Origin of the sequence: Daejeonella oryzae DSM 19973 (genome assembly GCF_000422945.1) — a bacterium.
Taxonomy (GTDB): Bacteria; Bacteroidota; Bacteroidia; order Sphingobacteriales; family Sphingobacteriaceae; genus Daejeonella; species Daejeonella oryzae.
Map to the genome: position 1 here is coordinate 384,126 of NZ_KE383964.1, position 26,404 is coordinate 410,529.

The 26,404-nt window shown below is 37.0% G+C and carries 17 protein-coding genes; 11 read left to right on the forward strand and 6 right to left on the reverse strand.

Features of this window, described 5'->3' with window-relative positions; translation table 11 throughout:
- Window positions 1–152 precede the first annotated feature (152 nt).
- The 8 genes from G521_RS0114915 (at window position 153) to G521_RS18195 (ending at window position 13,712) form a co-directional block, all read left to right on the forward strand.
- Window positions 153–1,754 (forward strand): DNA cytosine methyltransferase, encoded by a 1,602-nt coding sequence (locus G521_RS0114915; RefSeq protein WP_026899234.1) that lies wholly within the window; start codon window positions 153–155, stop codon window positions 1,752–1,754.
- A 10-nt stretch (window positions 1,755–1,764) separates the two neighbouring features.
- Window positions 1,765–3,297 (forward strand): ATP-binding protein, encoded by a 1,533-nt coding sequence (locus G521_RS0114920; protein WP_220096080.1) that lies wholly within the window; start codon window positions 1,765–1,767, stop codon window positions 3,295–3,297.
- 6 nt (window positions 3,298–3,303) lie between these two features.
- Window positions 3,304–6,312 (forward strand): Z1 domain-containing protein, encoded by a 3,009-nt coding sequence (locus tag G521_RS0114925; protein WP_026899236.1) that lies wholly within the window; start codon window positions 3,304–3,306, stop codon window positions 6,310–6,312.
- A 9-nt stretch (window positions 6,313–6,321) separates the two neighbouring features.
- Complete coding sequence (locus tag G521_RS0114930) at window positions 6,322–7,287, forward strand: PD-(D/E)XK motif protein (RefSeq protein ID WP_026899237.1); 966 nt, start codon at window positions 6,322–6,324, stop codon at window positions 7,285–7,287.
- Complete coding sequence (locus G521_RS17445; RefSeq protein ID WP_081675095.1) at window positions 7,288–9,726, forward strand: AIPR family protein; 2,439 nt, start codon at window positions 7,288–7,290, stop codon at window positions 9,724–9,726.
- A 104-nt stretch (window positions 9,727–9,830) separates the two neighbouring features.
- Window positions 9,831–11,948, forward strand: coding sequence for an ATP-binding protein (locus tag G521_RS0114940; protein ID WP_026899238.1), 2,118 nt, complete (start codon window positions 9,831–9,833; stop codon window positions 11,946–11,948).
- Between the two features lie 13 nt (window positions 11,949–11,961).
- Complete coding sequence (locus G521_RS0114945; protein WP_155975819.1) at window positions 11,962–13,557, forward strand: hypothetical protein; 1,596 nt, start codon at window positions 11,962–11,964, stop codon at window positions 13,555–13,557.
- Window positions 13,558–13,562: 5 nt separating this feature from the next.
- Complete coding sequence (locus tag G521_RS18195) at window positions 13,563–13,712, forward strand: hypothetical protein (protein WP_155975822.1); 150 nt, start codon at window positions 13,563–13,565, stop codon at window positions 13,710–13,712.
- Between the two features lie 173 nt (window positions 13,713–13,885).
- Here the strand turns inward: G521_RS18195 and G521_RS0114950 are convergent, their stop codons facing one another.
- The 6 genes from G521_RS0114950 to G521_RS0114980 form a co-directional block, all read right to left on the reverse strand.
- Window positions 13,886–14,296 (reverse strand): helix-turn-helix domain-containing protein, encoded by a 411-nt coding sequence (locus G521_RS0114950; protein WP_026899240.1) that lies wholly within the window; start codon window positions 14,294–14,296, stop codon window positions 13,886–13,888.
- Between the two features lie 487 nt (window positions 14,297–14,783).
- The gene (locus tag G521_RS17915) at window positions 14,784–16,229 is read right to left on the reverse strand and encodes a PAS domain-containing sensor histidine kinase (RefSeq protein WP_051189786.1); all 1,446 of its coding nucleotides are present in this window, start codon (window positions 16,227–16,229) and stop codon (window positions 14,784–14,786) included.
- Between the two features lie 126 nt (window positions 16,230–16,355).
- Window positions 16,356–18,143, reverse strand: a complete 1,788-nt coding sequence (locus G521_RS0114960; RefSeq protein ID WP_051189787.1) for a chloride channel protein — start codon at window positions 18,141–18,143, stop codon at window positions 16,356–16,358.
- 122 nt (window positions 18,144–18,265) lie between these two features.
- Entirely contained in the window at window positions 18,266–20,935 is a 2,670-nt protein-coding gene (locus G521_RS0114970) for a PAS domain-containing sensor histidine kinase (RefSeq protein WP_026899242.1), read from the reverse strand.
- A 289-nt stretch (window positions 20,936–21,224) separates the two neighbouring features.
- Complete coding sequence (locus G521_RS0114975; RefSeq protein WP_026899243.1) at window positions 21,225–22,079, reverse strand: hypothetical protein; 855 nt, start codon at window positions 22,077–22,079, stop codon at window positions 21,225–21,227.
- Between the two features lie 16 nt (window positions 22,080–22,095).
- A complete protein-coding gene (locus G521_RS0114980) occupies window positions 22,096–22,302 on the reverse strand; it encodes a hypothetical protein (RefSeq protein ID WP_026899244.1) in 207 nt (68 codons plus the stop codon).
- Between the two features lie 262 nt (window positions 22,303–22,564).
- Between G521_RS0114980 and G521_RS0114985 the strand changes: the two genes are divergently transcribed.
- The 3 genes from G521_RS0114985 (at window position 22,565) to G521_RS0114995 (ending at window position 25,941) form a co-directional block, all read left to right on the forward strand.
- A complete protein-coding gene (locus G521_RS0114985) occupies window positions 22,565–23,419 on the forward strand; it encodes a DUF6929 family protein (protein ID WP_155975824.1) in 855 nt (284 codons plus the stop codon).
- An 81-nt stretch (window positions 23,420–23,500) separates the two neighbouring features.
- On the forward strand, window positions 23,501–24,709 hold the full coding sequence (locus G521_RS17455; RefSeq protein ID WP_051189788.1) for an MFS transporter: 1,209 nt from the start codon (window positions 23,501–23,503) through the stop codon (window positions 24,707–24,709).
- A 146-nt stretch (window positions 24,710–24,855) separates the two neighbouring features.
- Complete coding sequence (locus G521_RS0114995) at window positions 24,856–25,941, forward strand: PAS domain-containing sensor histidine kinase (protein WP_026899246.1); 1,086 nt, start codon at window positions 24,856–24,858, stop codon at window positions 25,939–25,941.
- Window positions 25,942–26,404 lie beyond the last annotated feature (463 nt).

A 26,404-nucleotide genomic window follows, 5' to 3' on the forward strand; every position in this document is an offset into this window, starting at 1 on the left:
TAAATTAAATTTTAGATAGCTTTCCAGATTAATGATAGAGGGTAAGGCAATGATCTTTAAATGATGATTCGTCTCCAATAAGGTGAATTTTTTTATGCGTTCGTAAATGCTTTGTTGCCATTAACTTTTTATTACAATCTGCACTTTTTTGTATGCCAATTCCTATTATAGATATATTCGCTGGCCCGGGGGGGCTTGGTGAGGGTTTTTCCGCATTGGTTAACGAAGAAAATGAAAAGCACTTTAACATCGCGTTATCAATAGAAAAAGATCCAGTAGCTCATCAGACACTAACTTTAAGAAGCTTCTTTCGTCAGTTTGCCCCAGACGAGGTTCCAGAAGATTATTATGATTTTGTTAAAGGAAATCTAACCATTCATGAATTATTTGAAAAGTGGCCTGACCAGTCGGAAAATGCAAAGGAAGAAGCTTGGTGTGGTACTCTAGGCGATCCGGATGAAAAGGATATGAATGCAGTGTCAGATGCAGACGTGGATGCCAAAATTTCAAAAGTTTTAAATGGAGAACCTAACTGGCTTCTAATTGGCGGACCTCCTTGTCAGGCATATTCTATTGTTGGCCGATCCAGAAGACAGGAGAAAATTTTAAATGAGAAAAGTGACAAAAGGGTAGGATTATACAAGCAATACCTTAGGATTCTTGCTGTTCACAGCCCTGCTGTTTTTGTAATGGAGAATGTTAAAGGGATTTTATCTGCAAAAACGGCTGATAATGAGGTTTTTTCAAAGATATTAAGTGATCTGTCAGATCCCGCGGGTTCTTATTTGACCAAAAGAGAAGGTGATGATCAGGAATTCAACTGTCCTGGCTATAAAATATATTCTATCGTAAGCAAACCCGAGAGGTTTGACTCGCATGGAAATCCTGTTTATAAGCAAAAGGATTTTGTTATTAAGGCAGAAAACTACGGTATCCCTCAAACACGTCATAGGGTAATTTTACTTGGAATAAGGAGAGATATCGATATAAAACCAGACATTATTCATGCATCCGAAGAAATATCTGTTTCAAATGTGATCAATGGTCTCCCAAGAGTAAGAAGTGGTCTTTCAAAATCTAAAGATGATTTTGAAAGCTGGAAAGCACTTATTCACCAAATAATAAAAGGAGACCTGCTTGTTGATGTCGATTCAGATGTAGTAGGTGATATTAATGCTAAAATAAATGATATTAAGGAGCCCATTGATGGCGTGGGAAACAATTACATAAAATGTGAAGAAATCAATGTTGGTTATCAGACCGAATGGTATCTGGACAATCGTTTAGAAGGCGTTTGCAATCACATGTCAAGATCACATATGGAAAGTGATATCCATCGGTATCTTTTTGTGTCTTGCTTCGGGAACATAAAAAAATGTTCACCCACGTTGATGAATTTCCCAGCCGCCTTATTGCCAGCGCACTTAAATGTACAGGAGGGTATAGATGATAAAAAATTTGCTGACAGGTTCCGGGTTCAGTTATTAGACAAACCCTCCAAAACAATCACCAGTCACATTTCTAAAGACGGTCATTACTATATTCATCCGGATCCCACACAGTGCAGAAGCCTGACGGTAAGAGAAGCAGCACGGATCCAAACTTTTCCGGATAATTATTTTTTCTGTGGGCCGCGAACGTCTCAGTTTCATCAGGTTGGTAATGCTGTTCCACCGTATCTGGCTTATCAGATTGCTCAGGTTGTAAATAGAATTTTTGAGGAACTGACTCTATTAAATGCAGCGAATGTTTAATTTTTGATCGATGATGGAAAAATCTATACCTGAAATTAATTTTGAAAATGCAATCCCTTCCCCCGAATATCTTATCAAATCAATCGCTGAACAAGGCTATTCGCTTGAGACATCTCTTGGCGATCTGATAGATAATTCGGTGTCAGCTTGCGCTAATAAAATTGAAATACTTATTGATACCGAAAATCTTCCCTTCACTCTTTTTCTTGCAGACAATGGAAACGGAATGGATGAACAGCTTCTCAAAAGATGTATGCAGTTTCCCAGCTCATCTTTGGAAAATTTAAGAGATGAGGATGATCTGGGCAGATTTGGATTAGGAATGAAAACTGCTTCGTTTGCACAGACACGAAAATTCACTGTTATCTCAAAAATAAAAGGAAGCGTCAGGTATTTTGCCAGAACATGGGATGTAGATTATCTAAAGCAGATAAAAGAATGGCGAATTATTATCAATACAGATGATGAAGTAGCCGAACTGCTTAGTCAGTATCAAAATTTAAGCAAAGGTTTCTTCAACGAATTCACTGATTTCGAACCAAATACAATTGTTGTATTGCAGAGCCTATACAAATTTGAAGATTACCTTGAAGGAAAAGATAAAAGTGAATCATTGAAAAACCAGATTACTGAGGTTACTACTGAATATCTGGCGCTTGTTTTTCACAGGTTTATGGAAAGAGAAAAGAATCCACTGGCTATCCGGGTCAATAACATTATCGTTAAACCATTTAACCCTTTCCCAACTTCTGAAACTGACCTCCGGCTGATTGAATCCAAACAAAAGAATTTCAAATCTGATGTTATCAATCTTGAAGGCTACATTTTGCCTGTGAGAAGTATAGAAGAAAGCAAAGAGAATAATAATATCTGGACTACCAGAAGCCGCGGATTAATGGATATGGAGGGTCTTTATATTTACCGGGCAGACAGAATAATTTTATTTGGCGGGTGGAATGGTATTATCCGTAAATCCCCCCGTCTTCAACTTGCCCGCTTAAAAGTTGAAGTTGGCAATAAAGTCGATAATTTATTGCATCTGAATGTTGCCAAATCTCAGATTGTAATACCATACGACCTTAAAATGGGGTTTCTTAAATATATGGCTGAGTTAAAAGAACAGGCTGAAAAAGAATACTATAACAGGGGGATACGCACCATATCATCAAGAAAATCTGATCAGGTTCTTCAATTATTCGAACGTAAAGCTTCAAATAAAGGAATGCTTTTAGAATTAAATACGGAATTTCCGCTAATTCGAATGATTAAGGGGCAAATGGATAGTGAACAGCAAAAATCATTTCTGATTTTACTCAAAATGATTAATACCGGAATTAACCGGATTCGCCAAGTACATGAAGATAAATCATACCTCAACGCAGAATCACAAGCCGATGGAACAAGCGAAGCGGATTTAACTGAAACTATTCAAAATCTACTCAATGCAGGAACAAGTAAGGAAAGTATTAAAGAAGCTATTCTTCCAGCTTTAGGTTACCGTATAGATACAATTCCTTATCAAATCACAAAATTGCTTAAATAGCCTGTAATGACAAACTCAGAGTGTATAGAGATAATTAAATCTTTTATTAAAGAAAAAGCTAAAGAGAGAGAACACATCTTACATTCTTTCTTTGAAGATATTAAAATAGAGATTACAAACATCAGAAGTTTTTTTCCTGGTCTTTCAGCTCTGGATGAGGTTACTTTTCTCCATTTGTACAATGTTGCTGCAAAAGAATTCCAATCGGTTAATCCTATAGAAATTGATCCATCGACATCCTTAACGAAAAAAGATTTCAAAACATGGCTTACTGAAGATCGCAAAAAACAGCTTCAATATGATTATATCAACAGATACTTGACCTATTTATCAAAAAGGGGAAGATCAGAAAAGGTAGTTGACGAAATTAAAATCTCCAGTGAGAAGATACTTTCAAAGCTTGGCGATCCAAAATCCGAAAGACCGTTTTATGTAAAGGGGCTGGTAGTTGGCAGTGTCCAGTCTGGGAAAACAGGCAATTTCAATGCAGTGATCAACCGGGCAATTGACAGCGGGTATAGTCTTATTATTGTACTATCCGGTATAATGGAAGATTTGAGAAGTCAAACTCAGATGAGGATTGAAGAGGATGTCATAGGGGAAGGTTCATTAGATATATCAAAAGATAATAAAGGCGATAAAGGTGTAGGCTCGGTCAGGAAATTTGGTGAACAGGGAGACCAGAGTGTTAGGCAAGTGTTTTCAATAACTTCCTATAAATCAGATTTCAAAAAATCAGTTAAGGATACAGATTTCTCACTCAACAACAAAAATATTCTTGTATGTAAAAAGAATACCGGGGTTTTAAAGAATCTGCTGATCTGGTTAAGTGATTATTTGAATGAAAATAAAGAAAAACATGATATTCCTTTCCTGATAGTGGATGACGAAGCTGACAACGCTTCACTGAATAATTTGGGAAAAAAAGGTGTTGATTATGCCAGCAAGATCAATGGTCATATCAGGGCACTTCTAAACTTATTTACCAGAAAAACTTATCTTGGTTATACCGCAACCCCTTTTGCGAATGTTTTACAGGATCGAAATGGTTTAAGTGCGTTAAGATGGCCTGTTTCCTACAGATTAAATGGTCAAACTGTTGATAAGGATTTCGGACAAGTAAACAACATCTTTCCCGATGATTTTATTGAACTTCTCAATCCTCCAAGCAACTATATTGGCGCAAAACAAATTTTTGAAACTGTTTTAAACGATGCTCTCAAAATCCCTCTTGTTGAAATAGTCAATGATGCGATCGCCGAATTCCCCTCCCATACTCTAAAAGACGATGGAACAGAAAGGGCAACTGTCAGGAACGATAATTTTCCGGTAAAATTACCAAGGTCATTAGAAGAAGCAACACAATGCTTTGTTCTTAGTATAGCACTGCGATTAAGCCGGATCGCCGATATGACAGATTCGGGTTTTCTGAACCCGCACCACACCATGCTTGTTCACATTTCTCGTTTTATACCCTGGCAGAATAAAACAAAAGACCTGCTTGGAATTTATATACAAAAACTTGAAGAGGATATAAATAACGATTTGCCCAACAATAAGAAACTTATTTATGGCACTCTGGAAAAAACATGGAATAGATACTATGCTACTATCGTTCAAAATATAAGAGCTTATCTCCCGGAGGGTTATTCCGATGAATTTCTGGTATCTAAAACATTTTCTGAGGTTAAAGGGCATCTTATAGATGCGGTCAAAGGAATTGAAATTAAAGCGGTAAACAGCGAAACAGGTGATAAACTTCAATATGTAAAGGATAGTTCTGGGAATGGTAAGAAAATAATAGCTGTCGGTGGTAACCGCTTATCACGAGGATTCACATTAGAAGGTCTAACGATCAATTATTTTATCAGAAATACGAATTATTCAGATACCCTTTTACAAATGGGCAGATGGTTTGGTTACCGGCCTGGATACCTTGATTGCTGTAAAGTTTTCACAACATTTGATGCTGTGCAGAAGTTTGATTCAACTACAAGGGCAATAGAAGAGCTGGAGGCCGAATTTATTAAATTGAAGCGCCTTAATAAAACCCCGCAAGATTTTGTATTGAGGGTAAGAAAGCATCCGGGTACTTTAAAAATAACACGCCCATCAATTTTGAAAAACACCAAAGTTGTCAACTGGTCTTATCAGGATCAGTTAGTTCAATCAACAAGGTTTAAAGTCAATGATGCTGATCGGATTAATCAGTCATGGGAAGCTTTTAGAGCTTTTATAAACACACATCATTCACAAATTACCTATGATGACCGATTCTTCAGGCTTGATCTTAGTTTCATTCAGCTTATTGAATTTTTAAATCTCCCGAATACTTTTACAGAGTTTGAAATACCTTCGATAATCAGGTTCATCGAACTCTGTGCGGAGAAAAATAAATTAAAGAACTGGACTATAGCTATAAAGGCTAATGGGGAAGGTGGTACCTTAAATGCAAATCAGACGGGTCTGACGGTTAATTTAGGTTTATCAGTGAGGTCTGGACCTAAACCTGAATCTGCAACATATTTCAGAGAACAATTTATTACAAGAGGAATTTTTTCAGCATCAGGGAAATCTGCCAATATTGTTTCATCTGGTTCTGATTTCGATCTCTTACTGAGTGATGAAGTTAAAAGGAAGGCAATAGCCGATTTCCGTCTCGAAAGATCCGAATACTTCAGAGGAAAGGATATTCCTGATTTTGCCCAAAAGGCTTTAAATGTAACGATTCCTGAAAAAGTGTATCGGGAAATTATGCCGGATGATCATGGGCTGCTTGTAGTTTACCTTATGGATTTAAAGGCAATTTTTAGGGAAGAGATGCAGGATTCAGAAATGGATAACATGGTTATTAAAAACGGTATCAAAACTGATATTCCTTTAATCGGCTATGCTATAGGATTTCCTCCGATCTCTCCTGATCCCGGAGGTGAATATGTTCATGGTGATTATGATCTGGATGATGAAGAGGGTGAAGATGAATGGGATGAAATATTAGAGACTAACGAAGATTAATTCCGATATATGAAAATAGAGGAGCTTGAATTAAAGTGGCAATTAATCAGTACTGGCCAGTGGACTGGTATTAAATCGTTGAGAATTGACAGTGAATCAATCCCGGATCTTTTTATTGGATTAAGTGCTGAGTTAAAAAGGGGGCTTATCCTGAAATTACCGGGCAACTATCTTCCTGACTTTCAGTCTTCCGTTAAACAAAATCTATCCCTGGAACTCTTCCCGGATACCAGATGGGTCGTTTTAACACTACTTGATGAGCAGTATATCGACCTTTTTGATGACCTCATTTTTTCAATATATAATAAAATCAGTAACATATCCGAAGCTTCAGTTTATGTTTCTGAACTTCTTAAAACTTACCACAAATGGAGCGAGTTTTTTCAGGAGAATCAGGGAAATGGATTAACGGATGATGCTGTGAAAGGGATTTTTGGAGAACTCGTCGTATTGAATGATATATTAAAGTCAACAGGTTCTGGGGAAATCAATGATGTACTTAATTCATGGAAGGGACCTTATGACACAGGTCAGGATTTTATAGGAGAACATAAAAATATTGAAGTAAAAACCAAGCTTAATTCGGCTGCTCATGTAAGAATATCCAGTGAATTTCAATTACAACCAGAACCAGGTAAAGAACTGGATTTGCTTATCGTGAATATAAATCCTGATCCTTTGGATGGTAATTCCTTAAAAGATTTAGTTTTGATCATCCGTGACTATGTGGTTTCAAAACTCGGAGATTATACCATCTTATTAAAGTCACTTTCTCAAAAGGGGTTGACTATCAGAAATCTTGAAAATTATGATCATTTAAAATTCATTGCTTTAAATATGGTAACATATTCCTGTACTGATGACGATTTCCCCAGACTTATCAGAACAAATTTACCTGATGCGATTAATACCGTATCATACAAATTGAACTTGACAGCAATTCAGCCATATTTAATCTACGATAAAACTTTATAAATGGAAATAAGCGAATACCTGAAATATCGTATTGATTTACTCGATGAGGCAAAAGACGAGGATGGTTTTATTACCGAATCGAAATTTCTTGATGTTACACTACCATCTTTAAGTGATGCCAAGCTCCTGGATTCAGAGGATTATGAGGAATGTTACTTTTATCTGAAGCCAGATAATATCAAAATAAACGGGTATAAAATTAATGAGTCGGAAGAGAGATTGCAGGTTTTTATTGTAAATGAGGATTCCATAAACCTGGAAACAAAAGATGAGGATCTGCTGATTTCTCAAAAAAGCTATTATGATACTATTTTTGCTAAGGTTTCAAAGCTTATTAATAAATCTATTCGAAAACATCTGGACGAAGAAATTCAGGATTCTAGCCCTGTCAAAAAGTTAATCAATTTTATCTCATCCTCTTCACTCGGACTAGCACAGATTGATGTCATTGAATTGTTTCTGATTTCAGCGACAGCCACAGTTGAAAAGAGAGGAAGCGAACCGATGCCTAAGATGATTGAATTTGAGGAAGAGGTAATTACAGTAAATGTTGTTGATAAAGACCATAAAATACAGAAAAAAGAAATTACAGTTTTTAAAAGACTTATTGATTTAAACTTCCTGTATAATATACTTATTTCTCAGGGAAACAGAGAGGTTCTCGAAGTTAACTTTGAAAAGTTATTCAACAAGGGGATTGATGCAATCAAAGCTGCAGATGAGGATAATTTTGAATCTTTTCTGTGTGTTTTGCCGGGTAATATTCTGGCGGAACTTTACAAACGATACAGTACGCGTATGCTCGAAAAGAACGTGAGGTCATTTCTTCAGTTCAAGGGTGTAAATCAGGGAATAAGAGATACCATCCGAAAAAATCCTGAACATTTTATAGCCTACAATAATGGTTTAACCATTACTGCGGTTGGTGCTGAAATTGAAAAGTCTCAGGACAGAACTACGATTACCTCTTTGAAGGATTTTCAGATTGTAAATGGTGGACAGACTACTGCTACAATCTATTTTTCTAAGAAAGATGGTCTTGATATAAGTAAAGTCAAAGTGATGGCTAAAATCAATGTGGCTAAAAATGCTGATGAAGAAGATTTGAATGAGCTGATCAGTAACATAAGCAGATTTTCAAATGCACAGTCTAAAGTAAGCAATGCTGATTTGCGTTCAAGAAATGAACAACTGATTAAGCTCAAATCTATTTCTGAAAGTACAATGACACCTTCAGGCAGGAAATGGTTTTTTGAGCGTTTTAAAGGAGAGTTTAATACGTTAATCAGAAAAAATCCGCGGGCCAAAACTAAAATCAATAATGAATACCCAAAGGAACGCCGTTTTACAAAAGAAGAACTTGCAAAGTATTATATGTCCTGGGGATCAAGTCCTTATCTCGTAAAAAAAGGTGGGGATAAAATTTTCAGATCTTTTATTGAGGAGATTTCTCCGGAAAAAATCAAGGGCCCTTTAATTAACCGTGATTTTTATGAAGAAGTGATTGCAAAAATTATATTATTTAAAGAGCTTGAAAATATCTATGGTGCAGGAAAAAACTCAATGGGCCAATTACGTTCAGCGGTAGTACCATATACCATATCGATTTTATTTGCCCACACAACCGGACATAAGGGATCTGACGATTTTGACCTAATTAAATTATGGCAGCGGGAGGGACTTGAAAATGATTTAAGGGAAGTGCTTGCATCACTTATGGTCCTCATGAATGATCTGATTAAAGGCTACTCTATCAGTGACGATTATGGTGAATATTCAAAAAGAAAGGAACTTTGGGACAATATTCTGGCAGCTAAAGAAATTAAAGAATTTACTTCCTTACCAAAATTTTTAAAAGCAATAAAAAGCTATGCTCTTTCAAAAGAAGAAATAAAAAGAAGAGTTTTAAAAATGAAGAAGGTTAAGGAAATCGACTTCAGTAATTTATATGATAATGCTAAGATTTTTTCACGGGGCCAGGCATATTATAAAAAGCTGGGGTTGATATTAATGGATAACCTTTCCTCCTCCCAACAAAATAAGATTGACCATTTAATTTATTGTATTAACAGCAAAACTAATATTGATAAGGTGTATTGTGAATTTGAAAAGGACCTGATTCAAAAGATAAGAGTAGATAGCCCGGATATATTTGACACTATTCAGATAGAAGAAGAAAATGAGTGGGTTATATCAACAGATTACGTAGTTGATATTTATAACAAATGTTTGGAAAACGGAATTGATCTGCTATCCACGTTTCAAAAACACAAAGAACTTGCGAAATTAAAAGGTGCTAAATATTATGCTGTATTCGATGAGATTGGAAAGGGTTTGTTAAATGGATCTCCTCCTACAATAAAGCAAATTCAAAGTGTTGGAAATATCTCATTTGATTACGGTAATATTGGTAATATTACTGAAAAACTGATCATCTGATTCTGATAGTAACGAGCAGGTTTTAAGAGACAGGAATTTAAAAAGCAAGTAGTTTTGGTAAATAAGGCCATAATAAAGGGTATTATTTAATTTAATATTTTAGAATGGATAATGATTTAGGATTCAAACCCAAGGCACGTTTAATACTTCAACTTGGTGATCAATTAATAAGAAGCGAAGGCATTGCTCTTCTAGAAGTAATAAAAAATTCTTACGACGCATGTGCCAGCAGAGTTAATATTTCTCTGAGTAATCTTGACAATAAGCAGTTTGGGCAAATTGTAATTGAAGATGATGGGTTTGGAATGGACTATAATCTGATACGAGGTGTCTGGTTGCAACCAGGTACAACATTTAAAAAAAATCAAATAGAAGACAAGAAGTTTGTTAGCCCATGTAACAGAATGCCCTTAGGTGAGAAAGGTATAGGAAGGTTCGGAGTCCATAAGCTTGGAGAAGAAATCGAATTAATTAGTAAAACTAAAGAGAGTAAAGAGGCCTATTTAAAAATTGACTGGAATGATTTTGACAATGATCTGTCGCTCGATAAAATTCCAATTAATCTAATTGAAAGAGAACCTATAGTATTTAGTCATAATGGACATGGTACTAAAATAATTATAAAAAATTTAAGAACAACATGGACAAGGGGCAGTGTCAGGGAACTTTATAGAGCAGTAAACTCTTTAAATTCACCATTCGAATCCATAAATTCCTTTAAAGTTTTATTTAAAATAGACCGTCAGGAATGGCTATCTGGTCTATTAAAGTTCAAAGAAATTGAAGACAGCGCACTTTTTTCAGCGGATATCACGATTAGGGCAAATCAGATCACACAACTTGACTATAAGTTTACTCCGTATGGCTCAATGACTGATCTGAGGGAAAGGGTTCATTCTGAAGTGAATATTGAAATGGTTCAAAAGGTTTATGATGAGAGGAAAAAAAAGAAAGTCATAAAAGATATTGATATTTCCCATTTTAAAATTGGCGAAATAAAAATCAAGATGTTAATATTTGATTTTGACACTAATATTCTTTCCTTGGGTGTCGCGGATAGAAAAGGCCTTAAAGATTATCTAAAGTTAAATGGAGGAATGCGTGTTTACCGGGACGGTATCCGGGTTTATGACTATGGAGAGCCGGGTAATGATTGGTTAAGTCTCGATATTGACCGGGTAAATCTTCCAACTGCAAGAATCAGTAATAACATTGTCATTGGTGCCATACAATTAAGCAGAATTGAAAGTAAAGACCTGATTGAAAAGACGAACCGAGAGGGCTTTTTGCAGAATGATGCCTATGACGAATTTTTTAAAGCTATTCATTTTACAATAAGCCGAGTAATAACCCAACGAAATATTGACAAAGATAAATTAAGAAGCCATTATTCCGGAAAATCTAAAAAGGTTCCGGTTGTCGATAACCTTGATTTTTTACGGGAAAAGGTTCAGAGCTTAATACCCGACACCCTAAACAGATCTGAAATCCTCGGTATCATTGATGAGATTGCTGCTGACTATAAGACGATAAGTGATGTTTACATTCGCAGCGCTAGTGCCGGTTTAAGTTTAAGTATCGTAATACATGAGATAGAAAAGATAATTCAGGAATTATTGTATGTCGTAGAAGATGCCAGTAAGCCCAACAGCGGAGAACGGGTTAAGGCTCTAACGTGGCACTTGGGTAAACTTGTTGATGGGTACAGTGGGCTTATCCGTAGAAGATCAAGAAAAGAATCTGACCTGAAAAAAATAATTGCGAATGCTTTATGGAATGTCGAGTATCGGTTAAAAGCTCATGAAGTGGAAATTATTTCCGCATTTGAAAATGAAAAAACTTTTAAAACAAAAGTAAAATGTTCAGAAAGCTTAATTACTGGAACTATAATAAATATTATAGACAATTCTATTTATTGGATGAACTTTTCCAAAGTTCAGAATAAAAAAATATTTGTAGATCTTACCGAAGATATTGACGGCTATATAACTATATTAATAGCCGACAATGGACCAGGATTTACAATACCCTATGAGGATGCAATTAAACCGTTTATATCTAATAAGGAAGATGGTATTGGCATAGGGCTGCATATTGCAGACGAAATAATGAAAAGTAATGGCGGAGAACTACTCTTTCTTTCAGTTGATAAAGCTAATATTAAGGAAAATTTTAACGCAGGTGCAATCTTGGGGCTTGGCTTCCGTCTTTCTCAAAAATAAACCTAAGCATATCATGAAACCATCCAATATACAGGATTTTAAGGATGTTAAATTGATACCTGAGAATGGCTCAGTTGTTATTATTGATGACCAACCTGGTGAAGCTTTACCTATTGTTAAAGCATTATCTAAAAAAGGGATTGCAACCACATATTATCAAGGAAATATAAAAGAAGACTTGCCAATATACCCTATTCAGTGTATAAGGTTGTTATTTCTTGATCTTCAAATAATTGAAACGAATGATGAACATCAGATTGCCAAATCTATAGTAAATGTACTTTTAAAAATTATTTCAAAACAAAACGGGCCGTACTTACTGGTTATATGGAGCAAAAAGTTCAACACCTATGCGGCCGCGGTTAAACAAGAAATATATCAACACGATCACCTTATCCCAGCCTGTATAGTTAATTTCGATAAAGCAGCCTGTCTTGAAAGTAAAAGAATATTGGCAATTGAATCAGATCTTTTTTTAGAGAAGTTAAATGAACAATTGGAAGGTCAGCTTCACGCTGATGATATCGAAATTGTTCAATCAGCTGTAACAATTGCCCTGAACGAAGAATTTAAGACTGAATACGAAGCCAAAACTGATGCCGTTGATATAATTGAAAAGCAATTAAAGAGTGAGCTTGAAAAAGCGGGAGCCTTTCATCTGTTTGTAATCTGGGAGAATATTGTTAAAAGAGCATCTTCAACAATGGTGTATGAGGTGTCTTCCCTGATAAAAAATGATGAGCATTGGGAAGTCAATACAAAAAATGTTCTTAAAAGGATGGGAATCGCAAGAGTAGGTCAAACTAAAGTTTCCATGGATATTCTGATTAAAGAATCAATAAACACCTTAAATACTTCTCTGGTGGATACTGTTGAAAACGAAATGAAATCAGAGAATGTACCGGGACATATTACATTGGACGACAATATAATTTCTATCAATAAAATCGATGAAATAAATTATATCTTAAAAGAACATCCTGCCGAATATGAGATTTTTAAAGGTAATGAGCTTGTTTGTAAAGCGGCAGATAAAGAAAAACTAAGAAAAGCAATTTTAAATAAAGATAATAAAATCGCATCTCAAGATAAGGAAAACAGCGTTAATTTATTAGTTAGCTACGAGATTCTACCAGCTTCTTTGAACACTAAACTTCATATTGAATTAAATCCGAGCCAGGAATTAATACCTGGGAATATTTATTTCAATGAGGAAGAAAAAAAGAAAGAACAATACTTAGGTACTTTCATGAAAAAAATTGATGGAAACCTCTCCGAATATTATCTAATTGATCTTGAAGTGTCACCAATTTGTGATTACGCCCAACAAAAATGGAAGCGTTCACGTACATTACCGGGGGTTATGTGTCCGACCATGTATTTTGGTCACAAGAAATCCGGCAAGAATTTTTATGAGGTAGAGCCGACATTTAATATTGATGGCATTGAATATAATTTTATGTTTGATTATCATATATTTCATGTCAAAGATAAATCTGATGCTAAAGCAAAAAAAGTTATTTATCGCTTAAAAAGAGAATTATTACTCGACATTATTGCTCAGCTTTCATCACACGTTAATAGACCCGGAATTTCATTTATACAATAGTTTTTATGATAGATATAACTGCATTAAAAGGTTTTTCACTCTCTAAAATTTCTGAACTGATAGATTCAGAATTTAGCGAATTCTGGCCTTTGTTGGTGTTGTCATCAACAACCTATAACACCAATCTATTCTCTAATCGCTCCAATTCATTTTAACAGGGGCGATATAATTAGACTGCGGAAAACTTTAATGCCCATCTATACCAGTTTTATTTTAAAATGATTCGTTTGTAATGCTTTATTAAATTCTAATTATAAAAAAAGCTTTCTTTTCAGAAGGCTTATCTTGATATGTGAAGACTACGATTCTAATCTAATGTTATTAAGTTTTATAAAATTTTTTTAGAAATTTCTTTCAACATTTCCACCTTATCTTGCTCACTCTGAAGCAATCGCTCATAAAGTTTCCGGTTCTCCTCGTAAGCCTCAATTAACTTATCTATTGGATTGAAATTGAAATTGCTATAATTACTATATGCACCAGCACCACTATTATCATGAAAGGTGCTAAAGTAATTAATTACAGCTTCATCGCTATAATTCTTTATAGCATCTGAAGTAACACCTAAAATCTTAGCAACTTGTTCCAGAATATCTTCATCTACAACATTTCCTTGCTCCATTTTCGAGATGGCCTGCTGGCTGATACCCAATTCTGCGGCTAATACTTCCTGCTTCATGCCACGTAATTCGCGGATGCGGCTGATTTTTCTTCCGATATGAGTTGCAGTTTCTGTCATAGCTATAAGGTTTAAGCTTCAAATATATATTATAAATATACAAGTTCAGTTTGGTTGTTTAAAACGTTTAGGTGCTTGTAAATTACAAATTACTGAGTTACTATACTTTACATCATAGCCTTAACTTTCCTTTATCCGGAATTACAAATTATCTCCCGCTGATTGCTTATTCCCTCGCAATGACGCTGATGTTTTCGTTTATGTTTCGTTTATGGAATTGTAAAGCTATTTCAGGGTAGACAAGGGTAGGACCGCTAGCTACATTGTTCGGTTCTTGTTCGGTCTTTCTTCGGCTCTTTCTGGGCTGGTGGTACTTTAAACCCATATTTACCCGACCAAGAACCGAAGGAGAACCGACCAAAGGGGCTTTTTTGTAAATACTTATAGCAGGTTGTAATGCTTATCGCCGGAGGATTGCTTCGTAACCTTGCAATGGCGATTGTACACGATTCTTAAACCGGCAGATCAGGATTAGAGTACAATTATATTATTCCTTCATCGGCAAAGTAAACCAGAACCTGCTTCCTTTTCCCTCTTCACTGTCGGCTCCAATTTGTCCGCCGTGCTCTTTAATAATCTGGGATGAAATATACAGGCCGAGGCCGAGCCCGGAATAACGGCTGCCATTGCTTTCTACACGGTAGAAGCGGTCGAACAGAAGGGGGATTTTTTCTGCAGCAATACCGGGTCCCTGGTCTGTAACGGAGATTTTTGCCATTTGCTCCTGCTTTTCAATATCAATGCGAATTTCTTTGGATTGCGGGGCGTATTTTATGGCGTTGTTGATCAGGTTACTCACTACCTGTTCCACCCGCTCGGGGTCTGCTTCAATCTTAAGCCCAAGATCTCCGCCGGTAATTATCGAGTAATTACCCGAAACGCGGATGCGGTCGCAACAGTCTTCAATTAACTGCGAAAGAATAAATGTCGATTTATGCAGTTTTAACTGACCTTCATTCATGCTGCTCGCACTCAGTAAATCTTCAACCAGGGCACTTACTTTGTTCATGCTTTTATTGGCCATGGTAATCAGGTGCTTTAAATTCTGAGCACCGTCACTAATGTTTTTATTAATCAGCTGCAGCGAGGCATTTAAACTGGTAATGGGAGTTTTTAACTCATGACTGGCAATACTGATGAAATCTTCTTTCTGGCGTTCCAGAAGTTTTTCTTTGCTGATATCTTTGATGGTGCCGATAATTTTACATGGATTGCCATGCTCGTCAAGCTCCTTTTCGCCCTGAAAATGGATGTATTTGAACGACATATTATCGGTATGAATTCTTCCTTTAAAATCAAAGTTGGTATGATCGGTTAAGGAATTAATAGCTTCTTTAAAAAGCAGGGCATCCTCCGGAATCAAATGATGGAGATAGGTATCCAGATTCCATTCTTCGAGCGGAGCTTTGTAACCAAAAATTTTATCGTGAGTGTTTTCAGACCGAATAACTGAAAAGTCATTCAGGTCCAGTTCCCAGGCGGCCATTTTAGAATACTGCAATGCCATTTCAAGCCGCTTCTCACTTTCTTCGAAATGCTTTTGCCCGGTTATATCATCCAGTACGGAATAACCATAGGTAATCCCTTCTTCCTGGAACAGGATAGTAGTAACATTCACCCAAACGAGAGATTGATCTTTCCGGATGAGACAGGCATTTAATTTAAAAAAGGGTGTGTTTTTATCCCAGAGTTCATCCTGCAGATGATTCCAGTGCGCTTTATATTCTTCGCAGGCGTAATCAACTATTTTGGTTCCCTGGATTTCTTGCTCAGAATATCCCAGCAAATCGATTAAGGCCTGATTTACCTTTATAACGGTTAGATCAGAGCTGATAATCTTACAGGCGACAGAAGTTAATTTAAAAATGGTTTGAAACTTAGTATCGCTTTCTGCGAACTTCTGTTTATAATCTATTTCTGAATTGCTTGCCATAAACCCTGGTAAATTTAAACAACGTTTAAAATGATGCCGAAGTTTCCGGTTCTATGAAATATGATAAAAAAATAATGGATGCAGCGGCAGGCTGATTGAGATTTTTAAGGTGGTATTTTTATAATCTTACTGGAGATAAGCAGCCTGCCTGATGAGCAGCGACCTGTATTTTGTAAATATGGTCGATTTGGATACAAAACCGATATAATTCCCAGTGGCCGAAACAACAGGCAAAATCCAGATGTCATCTTTATCCATTTTTTTCATAACCTCTTTCATGCGGATATCAAGGGTTAAAACATACGGAGGTTGTTCCATTATATCTTCCACTTTTACCGCTTCATCAGGTTTAAAAAGCATATTAAACAGTTTATCACTGTACACTATTCCAAGGAGTTTTCCTGTATCATCCACAACGGGGAAGATATTTCTTTTGGACCCGATGATTTCATTCCTTTTTTCGTAAGGAATATCTCCGGGCTTTAATTGAATAAAGTTGCGGTCAATGAGATACTTAAGCTTCATCATTTGCAGTACCGTACTATCCTTATCTTCATGGGAAAGCAGTTCCCCTTTTTCGGCTAAAGCTTTTGTATAAATAGAATATTTCTGGCTCCGGCGGCTAATGAAATAGGCAATAGCAGAAACAATCATCAAGGGTGTCATAAGTTCATAACCGCCGGTAATTTCGGCAATTAAAAAAATTCCGGTGAGAGGCGCATGCATAATTCCGCTGAGGGCAGCAGCCATGCCGGCTACAATAAAATTGGCGGTATTCAGATGCATTAAGCCGGTTTGATTAACCGTTTCGGCAAATACAAAACCTGTAATACCTCCCATAATCAGGCTGGGGCCGAATACACCGCCGTTTCCTCCGGCAGCCAGGGTAATCAGCGTAGCAAATGATTTGGCAAAAATGGTGAGAATGCCAAACAGAATCATCAAAACAGGAATATGGCTGTACTCAGAAAAAATGCTGTTTTTTAGAAGCGTGTCGTGATTCCCGGCCAGCAATTCTTTAATACTGATATATCCTTCGCCGTATAACGCCGGGAAAATAAAAATCAGGGCTCCCAGGATAAGACCTCCGGCTATGGCCCGGTAATAGTCGTTTTTTATTTTCTTAAAACTGCCCTTGATGTAAAAGGTAAGCCTGGTAAAATAGATTGAAAATAATCCGATGAGCAGGGCCATAATTACATAAAAAGGAATGGCACTAAATTGCCATCCTTCTGTGATCAGAAAAAACAGCTGTTCTTTATAAAATAAACGGGCAACTACAGAGGCGGTGGCTGCGGATATCAGCAGAGGAATAAATGCAGGAATGGTGAACTCCGGAAGGAGTACTTCTATAGCAAATATTATCCCCGCTACCGGACTGTTAAATGCGCCGGCAATACCGGCGGCGGCTCCGCAGGCCAGCAGTAATGTTACTTCGCGATAATTTAAACCGAATAATTTTCCGGAATTGGAACCAATGGCAGCGCCGCTGGAAACAATCGGAGCTTCCAGTCCGCTTGATCCTCCAAACCCAACGGTTAAAGCACTGGTTATTATTTGCGAGTAAATATTATGAAAATCCATTTTGCTGGATTTTCTGGATATGGTGAAAAGGATAGGGGTTAAGCCAATTTCAAAGGGCTTTTTGCGGATAAATCTTTTAACATACGTGATGGAAAGAAGAATTCCGACTAAGGGAAACAACAGATATAAAAAGTATTTATAATTGGATTGTACATCATGCTGAAGAAAAAAGCTGATCCGGTGACTTAATGATTTTAAAAGGGAAGCTGCCAGTCCGCCCATTATTCCCACAAATACAGCGGCTACTATTAAAAAATTACGGTTAGAAATTTGTTTTTGCCTGTAATTGTTAACCCGGATGTATAGCCTTTTTAAACTTGGGAATATCATTGGGGCCAAGTTCCTGAATTTTATCAGCAAATGAAATTAAAACTCATTTTTAAACCATTTGATTCAGAATTGCTGCCCGGTAATCAGAAATCAAGATTAAAAATATCATAACAGGAGTCTGATTAAATATTTTCTACACTTGTTAGGGGGAGAGTGAATGTAAATATTGAACCCTCGCCTTCTTCGCTTTGTACATCTAACCTTCCCTGGTGCCGTTTAACAATCTCGCAGGAGATATATAAACCCAGGCCCATTCCGGCATACTGACTGACTACCTCACCGCTTACCCTGAAAAACTGATCAAAAACCTGCTTTTGATTTTCTGCAGAGATGCCTATTCCAAAATCCTGAACTGAAAAACTGATCTCATCGTGGTTTAATTTAGTGCTTAGCACAATTCTGTTTGCCTTTGGAGAATACTTCAGGGCATTAGAAATTAAATTAATCATAACCTGACCGATGCGAATGCGGTCTCCAAGGATATTTTGAGTGGAATCCAGGTTGCAGATAATGCTGTGACTTAGTGAGGTTTGTTTCATTTCATCTGCAACTTCCATTACAAGATTATTGAAATCAAAAATTTCTAAATCATACTGCAGTCTGCCGCCTGTTACCTTGGTGGCGTCCAGCAGATCGCTGATCAGAGACGTGAGCTTATTTACCTGGTTATTTATTCTGGATAGAAAACTCACTGCTTCGGTATTTCCTTCTCTGGCAAGTTTATTTTGCAGAAACTGGGTATATCCTTTAATGCTGGTTACAGGTGTTTTTAATTCATGGGAAGCCATGCTGATGAAATCGTTTTTCTGTTTCTCAAGTTTAATCCGCTCAGAGATCTGTTTTTTCAGCTCCTCCGCAAACAGCTTCTGATCATGAATGTCTGTATTGGTTCCAATCCATCCTTTTAAATTACCATCACTGTCGGTCCGGGCATGTCCGCGGCTTAAGTGCCATCGGTAAGTTCCATCATACCTCAGTATACGATGTTCAATCTCGCAGTCTTTTGAGTTTTCAAAAGATTCTTTCAGGGCCTGTAAACTTGCTGCCAGGTCATCCGGATGGATGATGTTATCCCAGCCCTGATCACGGAGTTCATCAAAACTCAGCTGCGTATAATCCAGCCATCGTTTATTAAAATAATTAACCTGGCTTGCAGCATCAGCTGTCCATACTTTCTGAGGCATAGAATCAGCCATCAGCCTGAATCGTTTTTCACTCTCAAGAAGAGATTTTTCAAAATTTTTACGTTCGGTAATATCCCTGAAATACCAGGCCCAGCCGTAAGACTCTTCTCCTTCGGCCTTGATGGAGAATCCATATCGGTCAATTACACGGCCGTCTTTAAAAAGCACTTCCTCATGCGCAGATTCTTCCTGATGCTGATAGCAATACTGCACCCGCTCAATAAAACTTTGCGGATCTTCCAGCTGTGTCATGGCAAATTGTAGAGCTGCGCTGTCGTCATTCCTTTTGATAATATCTTCAGGAATTTTCCATAGATCTATAAAATGATTATTGAATGAAATTATTTTGCCTTTGCCGTCTACTATAAGCAAAGCATCGGGAATAGCATCACTCTGAGCTTCTAAAAGTGCGGTTCGGTATTTTAATATTTCTTCCGCTTTTTTTCGTTCAGAAATATCTCTGGCCATGGCAAACATATGGGGCGTACCATTTAGTGTTAAACCGGCCATATGTACTTCTACAGGATATATACTTCCGTCTTTTCTTTTATGCAGCGTTTCTACTTTATGAATTGTGCCATTTTGTGCGGCGTCGAAGGAGGCCCTGAACACCTCATCATTAAAAATCGGATCTACATCGGGTACACGAATATTTTTTATTTCCTCCTTACTGTATCCCCAGCGCTCAACGGCTACAGCGTTTAAATAAGCAAAAGTTCCGTCCCGGCGCATCAGTATAAAGGGATCAATTGCGTTTTCTGCCATGTGCTTAAAACGTTTCAAATCTTCCTCTGCCATTTTTTCGCGGGTGGCATCCTGCATTACTCCACTTATTCGAACCGGTTCTCCTTTATCATTGACTGTAACTTTTCCTTTGGAGCGCACCCACCTGATTTTATTATCGCTGATGCCAATGCTACGGTAAACAGTTTCGAAATGCCTATCCTGATCAAAAAACTGATCTGAAAGAAATAGCAGATCATTGGATGCTCTGTCATCAGGATGGAGAGCATTCAAATAAAGTTCATAATTCACCGCGGCTTCGGGGGCTAATCCGAACAGCTCTTTGGCTTTTGCCGACCAAATCAGTTCTCCGCTTTGGGGATAGTAATCGAAAGTGCCCATTTCGCCGGCTTCTAGCGCAAAGCGAATCTGTTCTTCTTTTTCTTCAATTAATTGCCTGGCTGTAACCTGCTCTGTTACCACATAACCGGAAACAAGAATTCCGGCTATTTCATTCTGATCATTTTTAAAAACCTGGTACGTAAAATTTATGTATTCTGTAAAAGGTATATTTTGTCCGCGGATTAAAGAAATTGGAATTTCGTGGCCATTATAGGTTTCTCCGGTTGTATATACATCATCAAGCAACTTTATAAAACCCTGCTCGCTTACTTCTGGAAGAACCTCCGCAACAGTTTTTCCAATGGGATTACGGTTGCCGATTAATTCAATGTATGCGGCATTGGCAAATTCAAAAATATGGTTTGAGTTTTTAAGTACGGCAAAAATACCCGGAGCCTGTTCAAAGAAATCAAATAGCATCCGGGATTCCAGAATATTCTCACTTGCATTTGTATTGATGTTTTGATCGGAGCCTGAAATCATTTTTTAATATAATCAGCTGTTAATTTGTATTTACTGAATTTTTTTTTCGTTTTATCAATTGAATGCTGATGTATATCCGAAGCAATTTTTCAGCCCGATAAATATACCAAGTAATTTATATTGATGCGGATTTTCTAAAATTCTTCGAAAGCTTTAATCAAACAGGATTTATAATAAGGCACAGCTTAATACCGGTCAGGAGTTCTTAACTGTGCCTTTGTTGATCTCTGCAATTGATCCCTGAATTTCTTCATCTCTGCAATTGATCCCTGAATAAACGTTGATCAGATTATAAGCGGATAATGATGTTTACATCAGAATCAAGGGTTTGCCTGCTGGAATTTAATTGGTTTTGGAGTGAATTTACATTGTTCTGTAAATCCATAATCAGCATTTCTCTTCTTTCGATATCAGCAGACGATAGTGTGCTTCGGTCTCTGTCAAAATTAGTTCTGATTCCCAAAAGCTTTTGCATGGCTAATGATAAAATTGCTTCGCTGTAAGACATTGTTTCCCAAGCGGATTCGTACGTATTGTACACATTCTCCCGCGATTTTACATAATTTGAAGACCATCGATCTGAATAATTGATATTGCAATCTCCCATTTTATCTCCGTGATTTAAATGCGCCTGTAAAGCGTTTTCAGAAATGGAAATGTTTACTCCGTTTTCACCATTACCTGAAGGATTATGACATACTTTTACTTTTTTCTGATTTCGGGGATGTTTTCTGTCAGCGAAATTATCCAGGTTCCAGTTAATGATCATATCCCGTTTTCCATTCATCATATTGCTGTTGACATTTGATTTATTCCCCTGGCCGGCACTCGAATGATTGTTATTGTTAGTATGATTATTGCCATTTGACTTATTGCCTGAATTGTTTTTTCCCTGCTCCGCACTTTTTCCCGGGGCCTGGTTTTTTTGCTTCTGATTGCTGTTGCCCTGGCGGTCATTACCTTTTGAAGTGTTGACTTTTTTCTCCTGCGGATTCGCATTATTACCCCTGGAAACTGGCTGATTTTTAGCGTTATTTCCTTTACTATTCTGATCTTTTTTTTCTGGTTGTACATTGGTAAATGCAATAACAGTAAATAGTATCAAGGGCAGGACACTTATCTTTAAAATATGATTCTGTTTCATCGTTTTGATTTTTAGCTTAAAATTCTTTTTCTATTTTTTCAAGGGAGGCTTCCACCTTTTTGGTTTCTGCTTCAAGGTCTTTGGTTGATTGTTCAAGATCTGTTGAAACAGAATCCATGGTTGCAATCTCAGGTTCATCCGCTTTGGCGCTCTTATTTGAACAGGAGCTTACGAAAAGCAGCAAGGGTAATATTAAGGTGAGGTAAAATAATCTGATTTTCATGTTTCTTTAAATTTAATTATGCAATGGAGTTTAGGCTGGATTTATAAATATTTTTAACTATAAGACAAATATGAAGCCATGAAGATTTTGGTAAAAATGTTCTGCTCCAAATCAAACAATTGTGTAAGGAGCGATCTTTAATCATTTCTATCTTTTTCCAGGTAATTTAAAAATTGATACCTTCCGGTTTAAAATGGTTTTTGTGAAGTATTTTGTTTCTCTCTTTAAGCTCTTCCTGCTGATTTCTATAACAGCCTGCACTATGAAAAATCCGGAACCCGTATTTATAGATTATAAAATTCAGGATAATTATCCATCCGGATCAACGGTTACATATTTGAACGGGTATTTATATATCATGGGGGATGATGCTTCAGAAATTCTGGTATTGAATGATTCACTGGAAGAAACAGACAGGATTAAGCTTTTTGATGATAATCCGAATCAGCGGATTCCCAAAAATCTGAAAGCCGATATTGAAGCCTCGGCCTTAATCAATTTTAATGAACGTAAATCAATATTGTTTTTTGGTTCCGGTTCTTTAATTCCGCATCGCGACAGCGCATTTCTGTTTAATCCAGATGATAACAAGATTGAAAAGATAAATTATTCCAAATTTTACGATCAGCTGAGAAGGCATTTCAGTCAGTTGAATATTGAATCGGCTGCCTCGATCGGGGAGGAGCTGATTCTCGGAATCAGGGCCAATGCATCTTCTCCCGATAACTTTTTAGTTGTGGCGACTTCTGATGATTTATTGCCCGTTTATAAGCGTCGAATTTATATACATATCCCTGTTAAGAACACCGGAATATCGGGTATGGATTATGATTCGCAGCAGGATATACTATATATGACTTTTTCATCAGAGAATACTTCGAATGCATTTGATGACGGTGAAATTGGAGAAAGTTATCTGGCAATTATAGACGATGCCAAAGCGCAGTTGCAGAGTGATAAAATTCACATATCTGCATTAACCAAATTATCTGATCTGAGTTCGGAATTTAAAAACCAGAAAATTGAAGGGGTGTGCTTGCTTAAAGAACACAGTCAGCTGCTGCTTGTTGCCGATGATGATAAGGGAAATACCGGACTCTTCAGGCTGGGATTTTAAAAAGATCATCAATTTTTTTATTGATTTTCGCGAGTGAAGTTTGCTTTTTTATAGCATTGACAAATTTTATACTGCCATTAAATGAAGCGGATTTTACCGGTTATAGTGATCTCTCAATTTTTATGTACTACGCTTTGGTTTGCAGGAAATGCAATTATCAACGAAATTGGAACCGCAGTTCATTCAGGTGCCGATTTTTTAGCTCAGCTCACCAGCATCATACAATTTGGATTTATTACCGGGACTTTGGTTTTTGCAGTACTCAGCATTTCCGACCGTTTTTCTCCTTCCGTTGTATTTTTTACCTGCTCTATTCTGGCCGGTATTTTTAATCTGGGAATAGCGATTCCTGATAGTCAATCATCAGCAATACTTTTGTTCAGATTTTTAACCGGTTTTTTTCTGGCAGGAATTTATCCTGTCGGGATGAAAATAGCTTCAGATTATTACCGGGAAGGGCTTGGAAAATCTCTGGGATTTTTAGTAGGAGCTTTAGTGATCGGAACGGCATTCCCGCATCTGTTAAAAAACCTGATCAGCGGCCTTCCCTGGAAATATGTTCTGTTTGTTACAAGTGGCTTATCAGTTACAGGTGGTCTCTGTATTTTACTTTTTATACCCGACGGGCCTTACCGGAAGTTGAGTCAGAAATTTAGTTTTACAGTTTTTATGAAGGTGTTTAAAAACCCGGATTTCAGAGCTGCTTCTTTCGGATATTTTGGTCATATGTGGGAGCTGTATACTTTCTGGGCATTTGTACCAGTCATGCTAAGTGCAGCTAAACTGGAATTCCCTGCAATTAATATCAATGTTTCTTTGTGGTCATTCGTCATTATTGGCTCAGGCGGACTGGCCTGTGTTTTCAGCGGGCTACTTTCTCAATATTTCGGAGCTAAAAGAATTGCGGCATATGCTTTATTTTTATCCTGTTTATGCTGCCTGACTTCACCAATTTTTCTGTTTTCGGGGTCAGTTTATATACTGATAGGTTTTCTGATTTTCTGGGGATTAACAGTGGTTGCCGATTCGCCTTTATTCTCTGCCTTAGTCGCAAAAAGTGCCCCTGCAGAATACAGAGGAACTTCTCTGACCATTGTAAATTGTATAGGATTTTCTATAACCATACTCAGTATTCAGTTTGTTAATGCCCTTTCGGGCGAATTAAATTCTCAATTCATGTATATGACGCTGGCTATAGGTCCCGTTCTCGGTCTTATATTTTTATTGAAGAAGAGGCATTCTTCACAGCGAATAGATGCGGCAGGTTTGGCGGGAAATGTACATTCTTAACTCAGCAAACATACTCCGAAATTAAATGGAGCTTTAATATTTCATGGTCTGCTTTTATCAGCAAATTTATGTTAATTTCAATTTTCAGTTTAAAGGATCTTTATTCTCCTCAATACTGTAATAATGTGAAGCTGTCTTAATATAAAATGAATAACTTATCGTTTAGTACCGACCAGTCCATCCTCTTGGAGCCTTTTTTTGAATTATCACCTGATTTATTATGCATCGCTGATTACAGCGGTTATTTTAGAAGGATCAATCCGGCAGTATCTAAAACACTGGGATATACCATGGAGGAATTATACTCCAGGCCAATTAATGAATTTGTTTATCCGGATGATCAGGGCCTAACTTCCCGCTTTAGGGATCAATTAATCAAAAGCAAGCCTTTATATAATTTTGAAAACCGATATGTATGTAAAAACGGGGAAATCGTATGGCTTTCTTGGACCTCACTTCCGGTAGACAGCGACCAGCTAATTTTTGCTATCGCTAAAGATATTACTCATAAAAAAAAGCTGGAATCAGAGCGGAACTCGCTTCTTGCAAATCTTACCCGCATTAATCAGGATCTCAAGCAGTTAACTTATACCACCTCCCATGATTTAAGAACTCCGGTTAATGATCTGCTTTCGGTTTTCAGCCTGATGAATGTCTCGAAAATTGACGATCCGGAAACACTGGAACTAATTCATGTATTAAAATTAGCGAGCGGCAATTTAAAGCAAACACTTGATAAATATGTAGATGCCTTAAGTCACAAGGAAAGCTTAAATGAGCAGCTTGAAGAGATTGATTTGCAGACTACCCTCGATCGGGTATTTCATTCTATTGGGAATTTAATCCAAACATCGAAAGTTAGTTTCCATATCGATTTTTCGACACTCCCTATTATTAATTTCAATAAAGTTTGTCTGGAAAGTATTTTTTTAAACCTGATCAGCAATTCAATAAAATATGCCCGTCCGGACCGCCAGCCAGTTATATCTATTAGTTCCAGGATACTTAATGGCAGAAGTCAGCTTATAATTTCTGATAACGGGCTGGGCTTTGATATGGAAAAAGTAAAAGACAAAATATTTGGTCTTCGTCAGAAATTTCATGATCACCTCGATAGCAAAGGCATTGGTCTCTATCTTGTGTATAATCATGTTACTAACCTGGGAGGTCAGATTACTGTAGATAGCCAGGTGAATGAAGGGGCTTGTTTTACAATTACCTTTAACGACTAGAAGTTTGTTTTTTATAGTTGATTAGATTGTAATTGTATATTTTAATCAACGCTATTCCGCCTAATAGTTCTTTTCTCTTGATAGAAAAGAACCAAAAGATCAAGGCTTCACAGGCTTAGCTAAAAGTTTTAAAAACCGCTGATTGCAATTCGAGCCGTGGGATAGGGCATTAATAATTCAAAGATTCTTCCACACTTCTCCGAATTGCTTTTTCAACTGCAATATTTAAGAATCTGCATGCAGTTTTCAAATCTTTCTTAACGCTAATCCTGTGAGGCCGGTCAAAAGTGCTCCGTAGCAATTTCAGTTTTTATTGGAAAGCAAAATCCAGCCATCTCAGTGATTGCAAATACGCTTTATCCGGCCTGTTTTCATTTGCGATACAACAGGTTTAGCCTTTTCAGAGACTTGAATGCAAATGAAAGAAGCCGCGGGGTTTTTTGGTTAATTTTTTCCTAAAGAA